At 67.1% G+C, this 4,779-nt stretch carries 5 protein-coding genes; all 5 read right to left on the bottom strand.

Features of this window, described 5'->3' with window-relative positions; all coding sequences use genetic code 11:
• Nucleotides 1-484, bottom strand: a 484-nt coding sequence (gene nadD / locus X803_RS17070) for a nicotinate-nucleotide adenylyltransferase (protein ID WP_253907364.1), incomplete at its 3' end; no start/stop codon positions are given.
• Between the two features lie 95 nt (nucleotides 485-579).
• Nucleotides 580-819 carry a hypothetical protein gene (locus X803_RS0101480; RefSeq protein ID WP_026543745.1) on the bottom strand — a complete coding sequence of 80 codons (240 nt, stop codon included), beginning with the start codon at nucleotides 817-819 and terminating at the stop codon, nucleotides 580-582.
• A gap of 145 nt (nucleotides 820-964) precedes the next feature.
• Entirely contained in the window at nucleotides 965-2,302 is a 1,338-nt protein-coding gene (locus tag X803_RS0101485) for a glutamate-5-semialdehyde dehydrogenase (protein ID WP_026543746.1), read from the bottom strand.
• 41 nt (nucleotides 2,303-2,343) lie between these two features.
• On the bottom strand, nucleotides 2,344-3,492 hold the full coding sequence (gene proB, locus X803_RS0101490) for a glutamate 5-kinase (RefSeq protein WP_026543747.1): 1,149 nt from the start codon (nucleotides 3,490-3,492) through the stop codon (nucleotides 2,344-2,346).
• A gap of 46 nt (nucleotides 3,493-3,538) precedes the next feature.
• Nucleotides 3,539-4,779 (bottom strand): GTPase ObgE (gene obgE, locus X803_RS17075; RefSeq protein ID WP_035777413.1); only part of this gene is annotated, 1,241 nt, incomplete at its 5' end.

Here is a 4,779-nt window from a genome sequence, read left to right on the forward strand (position 1 = left end):
GGGGCTCGGAGACCCGCCGGCGGCAGTCCGTCGAGGAGATCGCCATGGCCGGAACCTCCATCAGGCTGACATCCGTGCGCTGCGTGCTCAGCACATGACCTGGTCTCGTGACGCCGACAAAGTGCGCCAGCGACCAGAGCTCGTCGACGTTCTTCCAGGACAGGATCTGCGCCATGGCGTCCGCTCCGGTGATGAAGAACAGCTCAGCTTCCGGACGTGTTGTGTGCAGGTCCCGGAGGGTGTCGATCGTGTACGTCGGGCCGGGCCGGTCGATGTCCACCCTGCTGACGGTGAAGCGCGGGTTGGATGCCGTCGCCACAACCGTCATGAGGTAGCGGTGCTCGGCCGGGCTGACCTCCTTGGCGTTCTTCTGCCAGGGCTGGCCGGTGGGGACAAACACCACTTCATCCAGGTCGAACGCCGCCGCCACTTCACTGGCTGCGACAAGGTGGCCGTGGTGGATCGGGTCAAAGGTGCCACCCATGACGCCCAGCCGCCAACGGGATGAGCCGTCGGAGGTGAGAGCGCCCGGGTGAATCCCCTGCTCGGTCGGAGGTGCGGGAGGAACGGCCAAGGAGATCAGTGCTGGGAGGTCTCGCCGTGATCGTGCTTGTTGGGGTGCTGGCGATGCGGGTCAGCGTGCTCCTGGACCGCCTCGTGGCGGTGCCCGAGGCTGGTGAACGCAATGGTCACGAACATCAGCAGCAGCAGCGCTCCCATGATGAGGCCGCCGTACGCAATGGCGGGCATCGGCAGTTCGGCGTGGTGCTCTGCGGTCTCGCCTGCAACCACCGCGAAGTTGAGGATCTGGGTCAGCATTCTTCTCCCCTTGGGAATGACGCGCCCACCCCGCCGGCCGGGCGTGGGTCAGCGCGTGCTTTCAGTACTGTTTCGCTACTATCCTACGCGCTAACCCCGGGCGCCCCGAACTGCGGAACTACGGCCGCCGGGGCCGCAGCGGCCGCTACCGGCGGATCTGACCGTCGCCCTGGATGATCCACTTGGTGGTGGTCAGCTCGCGCAGGCCCATGGGGCCGCGTGCGTGCATCTTCTGCGTGGAGATGCCCACCTCTGCGCCCAGGCCCAGTTCGCCGCCGTCGGTGAAGCGCGTGGACGCGTTGACGATGACCGCCGCCGAATCAACGCCGGCGATGAACTGTTCGGACCGTGCCAGGTTGTTGGTGATGATGGCTTCCGTGTGACCGGTGCTCCAGGTGCGGATGTGCTCGAGCGCTTCGTCGACCGAATCCACCATCGCAACCGCAATGTCCAGGTCCATGTACTCGCGTGCCCAGTCGCCGTCGTCCGCGGTGTCCGCTGACACGCCGTCCGGGAGGATCGCCTGGATCCGGCTGTCTGCGTGGATGCGGACGCCCGCGCCGGCCAGCGCTTCCAGGACAGCCGGTGCCGCCTTCGCGTCCCGGTGCACCAGGAGAGTCTCCACCGTGTTGCAGACGCTGGGACGCTGGGTCTTGGCATTGAGCAGGATGTCCACCGCCATGTCCTCGTCGGCGCTCTCGTCAAGGTAGATGTGGACATTTCCCTCGCCGGTCTCGATAACCGGTACGGCCGCATTGGTCACCACCGTCTGAATGAGGTCGTGGCCTCCGCGCGGAATCAGGACGTCGACGCGGCCGCGTGCCTTCATCAGGATGTTGGCTCCCTCACGGCCGAACTCATCTACGGTCTGGACGGCGTCTGCCGGAAGGCCCGTGCGGTCGAGTGCGTCGCGGATGATGCCAAGGAGGGCCGCGTTGGTCCTGGCAGCAGCGCTTCCACCCCGGAGGATCACGGCATTGCCGCTCTTCAGCGCTAGTCCGGCGATGTCCACCGTCACGTTGGGGCGGGCCTCGTAGATGGCCGCAACCACGCCGAGCGGAACATGCACCTGGCGGAGCCGGACGCCGTTCGGGAGAGTCTGTCCGCGTTCGATGGTTCCAACCGGATCGGGCAGGCCGGCGAGATTCTCGAGCGCTGCGGCAAGGCCGGCGATACGGTCCTCGCTGAGGCTGAGGCGGTCCAGCAGCGCGGAGGAGGTGCCGTTCGCGCGGCCGGTCTCAAGGTCCTCGCGGTTGGCCCGCAGGATGGTCTCCTGGTTGGCGACGAGCGCCTCGCCGATCGCCTCCAGCGCCTTGTCCTTGTGTGCACGGTTGGCGCGCGCAATGACCCGTGAAGCGGTTCTGGCACGGTCTGCGATAGCGTGCACAGCCTGCTCGACGTTCACCGGTGTGGCCGGCTGTTCGCCGTGTGCGGGATCGGTGGTGGTCTGATGGGCAGTCTGCTGTGTAGTCACGTCAGTCATTCCCCCAGTCTAACGAGGACACCGGTGCAACCCCAGCCGGATCAGGAAGCGGCAGGGGCGTTCAGTACCACGAGGTCGTTGACGTGGACCACCGAGCGCTCGTATTCCCGGCCCAGTTCCCGCGACAGCTCGCGCGTGGACCTCCCCAGCATCCGGGGCAGTTCAAAGGAGCTGTAGTTCACGAGTCCCCGCGCAATCACGGTGCCGGCGCGGTCCACCATCTCGACCGGATCGCCCGCCTCGAACTCTCCGCCCACTGACACGATGCCGGCGGGCAGCAGCGACCGGCGACGCTCCCCCACAGCCCTCGCGGCGCCGTCGTCCAGTGTCAGGGTGCCCTGGATCCGGGCAAGGTGCGCAAGCCAGAGCAGCCTGATCGGCTGGCGGCGGCCATTGGTGCTGAACCAGGTGCCGACGTCCTCACCCGCGAGGGCTGGACCGGCGTTGTCGGCGGAGGTGACCAGCGCCGGGATACCCGAGGAGGCAGCGATGGTGGCGGCCTCGACTTTCGTCACCATGCCCCCGGTGCCGACGCCTGCCTTGCCGGTCCGTCCGATGCTCACACCCTCGAGGTCTTCAGGGCCGCGGACTTCGGGGATGCGCTTCGCGCCCGCCTTGGGAGGACCGTCATAGAGCGAATCGACGTCGGAGAGCAGGATCAGGGCGTCAGCCTTGACCAGGTGCGCCACCAGGGCGGCCAGGCGGTCATTGTCACCGAATCGGATCTCAGAGCTGGCCACCGTGTCGTTCTCGTTCACGATCGGCACGACGCCGAAATTCAGGAGGCGCTCCATGGCCCGGTGCGCATTGGCGTAGTGGCTGCGCCGCATGAGGTCGTCCAGGGTCAGCAGCACCTGGCTGACGGTCACACCGTGGGCGCCGAAAGCATGGGTGTAGCGCGCCATCAGCAGGCCCTGCCCTACGCTGGCGGCCGCCTGCTGGGAAGAGAGCTGGTTGGGGCGCCGGGCCAGTCCCAGCGGGGCCAGGCCGGCTGCGATCGCACCGGAGGACACGAGGATCACTTCGGTTCCCTCGTTGCGGCGGGCAGCGAGCACGTCCGAGAGTGCGAACAGCGCTTCGTCGGAGAGTCCTCCGGAAAGCGAGGTCAGGGAGGAGGAACCTACCTTGACGACTATTCGCTTGGCTTTCGCCAGTCCGGAACGGGTCTTGAGCGGGCGCTTTACGGTCATCTATTCCTTCGGTCGGTTACTGGGGTTCTGTGGTTGCGGCGGTGGGTCAGGCTCCGTCGCGGTCAGAGCCGCCGTCGTCCTCTGCCGCCTTCTGGCCGGAGTTGCGGTAATTGACCGACTCTGTCCAGATGCCGGCCTTCCTCTCGGCCTCAAGCTCGGCACGCGCGGCGGCACGCGCGTCCTTGCGGGCCTGATGGTCCTCACGCTTCTGTTCACGCGTGGGACGCATGAGCTCTTCAAGGCGGAGGTCGGTGCCGCGGGGGGAGGCCAGGAGTTCGGCGCCGCCCATCATGGTCGGTTCCCAGTCAAAGACGACGCCGTCGCCCTCGCCGATCACCACGGTATCCCCGGGCTTGGCCCCGCTCTTGAAGAGCTGTTCCTCGACACCCAACTTAGCGAGCCGATCGGCCAGGTAGCCAACGGCTTCGTCGTTGGTGAAATCGGTCTGCTTCACCCAGCGCTCGGGCTTTTCGCCGAGCACGCGGAAGAGCGGCTCAAGGTTCTTCTCCTCCCGGCGGATGATGAACCCCTTCTGGTTGACCGCGCGCGGCCGCAGCACGGGCGGGGTGACAACCGGAGGTGCCGTCTCGAGCTTCGCCCGGGCCTCGCGCACAATCTCCGCCATCGCGAAGCCAAGCTGCCGCAGCCCTTCATGGCTCGCGGCGGAGACCTCGAACACCCGGTAGCCGCGGGATTCGAGCTCCGGGCGGACAAACTCCGCCATGTCCCGCCCGTCAGGCACGTCGACCTTGTTCAGGGCAACGAGGCGGGGGCGCTCGTTCAGGGGTATGACCTCGCCGCCGGGACCGGCGTAGCTCATGTCCACCGAGTAGCGGTCAAGTTCGCGTTCGATGATGCCGAGGTCCTTCAGCGGATCCCGGTCCGTCTCCAGTGCGGCGCAGTCCAGGACGTGGACCAGTGCCGCACAGCGCTCGACGTGGCGCAGGAAGTCATGACCGAGACCTCTGCCTTCACTCGCTCCCTCGATCAGCCCGGGAACATCCGCAATGGTGAATCGGACGTCACCGGCTTCGACGACGCCCAGGTTGGGGCGCAGCGTGGTGAATGGGTAGTCCGCGATCTTGGGGCGGGCTGCGGACATTGCGGCGATCAGGCTGGACTTCCCGGCCGACGGGAAACCGACCAGCGCGATGTCCGCGATCGATTTGAGCTCCAGGACCACGTCCCGGGCGTCACCGGGAATACCCAGGAGGGCGAACCCGGGGGCCTTGCGCTTCTGGGACGACAGGGAGGAGTTTCCCAGGCCGCCCTGTCCGCCTGCCGCGG

Source organism: Arthrobacter sp. 35/47 (assembly GCF_000520475.1).
Lineage (GTDB): Bacteria > Actinomycetota > Actinomycetes > Actinomycetales > Micrococcaceae > Arthrobacter_D > Arthrobacter_D subterraneus.